The sequence below is a fragment of the Paenarthrobacter sp. NPDC058040 genome (assembly GCF_042885775.1).
In the GTDB taxonomy this organism is placed as follows: Bacteria; Actinomycetota; Actinomycetes; order Actinomycetales; family Micrococcaceae; genus Arthrobacter.
Map to the genome: position 1 here is coordinate 1 of NZ_JBHVRN010000034.1, position 3,389 is coordinate 3,389.

Sequence of the window (3,389 nt, forward strand, 5' to 3'; positions counted from 1 at the left end):
CGCAATCTCCACACGCGACAACGGATCCAACGGGTGCGAAACACCCACCAAAGCCTCAGTTTCAGCATTCAAAGTCACGACTAACTCCTTTGTTTCCTGGGAAGGGACGTGGATCCCTGTTGTAAACGGAACGGACCTTAGGTGGCACACCCGGCCCCTCGGGACAGGTGTGCTGAAGTTCGATGTACAGCGGGCCGGCGGACTCCTCGGAGAGCCTCACGGGATGTGATGCCAGTCACTCGCATTCCGTCTGTGTGAAAAAGCTACGCCACTCAAAAGGTTTATGCGAGGCCTTTTTTGAATATTTAGGTGAGAAATTCGTGGGCACTTTTTCCCACCCCAGTTAACATGTTGGAAACATACGGAATCGCCTTAACATCTGTAGAAGAAGGGCCATGGAATGCTAATGTTTTGCTTCTCGGCCCGATGGCGTCCGCCCCTTATCAGCACCGTAGACATGCCTGTCCGAGGGAAAGTTGGTACTCAATGTCTGCCCGCAGTGATCGCTTCATCACGCGACAATCACCAGTGGAGGGCCTCCGCCGTCGAAAACTTTCCTTTCTGCCCGTTTTCGCGCAGGCGGTAGCCGGCGTAGCGCCCGCAGGCGCCATGTCAGTGATCCCTGCCCTGGTTTTTCCAGGGCTCGTCTTCGGAACGGGCGGACCGAACCTTGTGGTGACCTTCGGAGCGGCCATGGCCGTCATGGTTTTGGTCTCGTTCTGCCTCCGGCCCATGGCCAAACGGATGGCAGCTGTCAGCGGCCTGTACAGCTACACGGCCAAGGGATTGGGACAGCGCACGGCCATCACTGCCGGCTGGTCGGCGCTGTTCGGTTACGGACTCGTGGCAATGGCCGGGTTGCTGGTGGTTGGCATCTACACAGCCAAGCTCTTCAGCAACCTGGGCGTGGCAGCCGCGGATTCCACCCTGTTTCCGATCCTGGCCATCCTGCTGGCCGCCGGGGCCGCGTGCTACCTCATGGTCCGGGGAATCCGGATATCGGCTTGGTTCACGGTGCTGATGGAGGTCATCTCCATCGGGGTCCTGGCCGTGCTGATGATCGTGTATTTTGCCCTGAATGAGTCCGGCCTCGACTTCGGCAGCGCGTTTGCGTGGAGCGGAAACTTTGACGCACTTCCGCTCGGCATCGTGGTTGCGGTCAGCGCCTTTGTCGGCTTCGAAAGCCCCACCACGCTGGGCGGCGAGGCCCACAAACCTTTCGTCAGCGTCCCCCGGGCCATCACCTGGACCCCGATGCTGATGGGCGTCCTTTGCCTGATTTCCGTGTCGGCGCAGGATGTTGCGCTCAAGGACGCTCCACTGAGCATCGCCGGAAGCCCCACTCCCTTGTCCGACCTCTTCTCCCAAACATCCCCGGTGTTTGCGGCAGTCCTCGACCTTGGCATCGCAGCCTCGTTCTTTGCCTGCGCCATCGCCTCGATGAACGCCTTCGCCCGCATCCTTTTTTGCATGGGCAGGGAAGGCGTCGCCCCTCGGATCTTCGGCCGGACCCACGCCGCTTTCCGAACCCCCTCTACGGCGATCGTGGTCACCATGCCGATTGTCGCCGTCGTGCCTGTAGCGATGATCGCTTGGGGCGCCAGTCCCGAAAGGGGCCTGGCTATCCTCTTCACCCTTGGCGCGTACGGCTATCTGGGTTCGTACACCCTTGCCAGCGCGTCGCTTCCGTTTTTCCTGCGCAGGATCGGCGAAAGCACCCTCTCCAGCTGGGTGCTCGGCGCGCTGACGTCGTTGGCCCTGGGGGCGGTGATCTGGACGGCTACGGCGATTTCCATCGGCACCGGAAACCTGCAGGCGATCGTCTACGCCGGCGTCGTCCTGGCCAGCGTCCTCTACGCCACGTTCCTGCATTTCCGATTACCTGACCGCCTGGCGTCCGTCGGAATCTACGACGAGACCCGGGACCTGGACCTCTTCAATGGCAGGCCAACCCGATGAGCATGAATTACAGACCCTCACACACCAAGCCGAGCTCAACGCTGAACTCGCTCAAAGTCCTGGAAACCGTGGCGCGCTTTGGTACGGGCACCACGGCCAAGGAGATCACCGACGCGCTGCAGATGCCCCAGGCAACGGCGTACCGGGTGCTGAACTCGCTGGTCGCGGACGAATACCTTGCACGGACCTCGGACCTCCGGGGTTTCGCGCTGGGGCACGCGATCTCCGGCCTGATCACGGCAGCAACCCCGCCCACGGTCCCCACGGCAGCACGCGATGCCATCCAGGAATTCCGCAGCAAGAATCGCTTTGCCGTTCATCTCATAATGTTCAGGAATTCCTCGCTGAGAATTGCCGACGAAGATCCGGATTATCCGTTGCATTCGGTTTTTGAAATGCTGCGTTATCCACACATGTCCGCAGCGGGGAAACTCATGCTTGCCGAAATGGGCGATTCCGCCGCACCATTTCCCAAGGGTCCGCTGATGGGACTGACCCCACAGACCATCACGGACAAAGCTCTCCTGGAAAAACAACTTGAAGAAATAAGGGCCAACGACGAGGCCACCGAAATCAACGAACTCGAAGAGGGATCAGCCAGCCTGGCCTTCCCCGTGCGGCTCAACGACGAGCCCGCGGGTGCTGCCCTTTGCCTCACCAGCCCGGCCGAACGCTTCAGCGCAACCTGCCAACACGAGGACGAGGCGCGCGACCTCGCCCTGCGGTTGGCTCCCCTCCTGTTCTGAGCGGGCACCGTTAAAGTACGACGGCGCCATCACCTCGTGGGGTGATGGCGCCTTTGCTTTGGGAAACTTTGTGTTCGAGGTTTGTGCCGTGGATCAGAGCGCGCTGGCGAGGGCGTCGTCGACGCTGCTTAGCGCGGAGACCAAGGCGTCAACATCAACGTTGCGCTGATGGACGCACTCCCGGTTCATTCCGGTCAGGTCGAAGGCGCGGACCGTATCGCCGAAGACGTCGTCCGGGTCCAGGCGGCGCAGTTCTTCGGCGAGGCAGTCCTTGAGGCTGCGCCGCGCGAGGGTGATCCGCTGTGCCGGTTGGCCGGGCTGGGTCAACTCCGCAACGGTGTGGCCGGGCCGGGAGAGCCGGATAACACCGGCGGTGGTGGTCAGCCTGACCCCACGGATTCCCGTGCCGGGCGGATCGGCCACGATGGTCACCGGGGCAAGGAGCGAGCGTCCCAGCCACGTCGCCAACAACATGGTGCTTGGCGAATCGGACGCGCCCTCCACCGTTATGCCGGTGACTGAAGCGCCGTCGGCCTGTTCCATCGCGGCGGCGAGTTGGATGCGCCAGTTGGTGAGGCGGGTCCAGGCTAGGTCGGTGTCGCCGGCTTTGTATGTTTGGCGGATGGTGTCGAGGGCTTGGGCGGGGTCGGGTTCGTTGGCGGAGTCGGTGATGCGGCGGTGGGC

The 3,389-nt window shown here is 62.0% G+C and carries 3 protein-coding genes; 2 read left to right on the plus strand and 1 reads right to left on the minus strand.

Annotation, left to right across the window (positions count from 1 at the left end; translation table 11 throughout):
* Nucleotides 1-609: 609 nt before the first annotated feature.
* On the plus strand, nt 610-1,959 hold the full coding sequence (locus ACFVSJ_RS24275; RefSeq protein ID WP_387439680.1) for an APC family permease: 1,350 nt from the start codon (nt 610-612) through the stop codon (nt 1,957-1,959).
* Complete coding sequence (locus ACFVSJ_RS24280) at nt 1,956-2,705, plus strand: IclR family transcriptional regulator (protein ID WP_387439681.1); 750 nt, start codon at nt 1,956-1,958, stop codon at nt 2,703-2,705. The genes ACFVSJ_RS24275 and ACFVSJ_RS24280 overlap by 4 nt, the downstream gene beginning before the upstream one ends.
* Before the next feature lie 93 nt (nt 2,706-2,798).
* On the opposite strand, the gene ACFVSJ_RS24285 is transcribed toward ACFVSJ_RS24280, so the two are convergent.
* On the minus strand, nt 2,799-3,389 hold a 591-nt coding region (locus tag ACFVSJ_RS24285), incomplete at its 5' end, for a glucose-6-phosphate dehydrogenase assembly protein OpcA (RefSeq protein ID WP_387439682.1).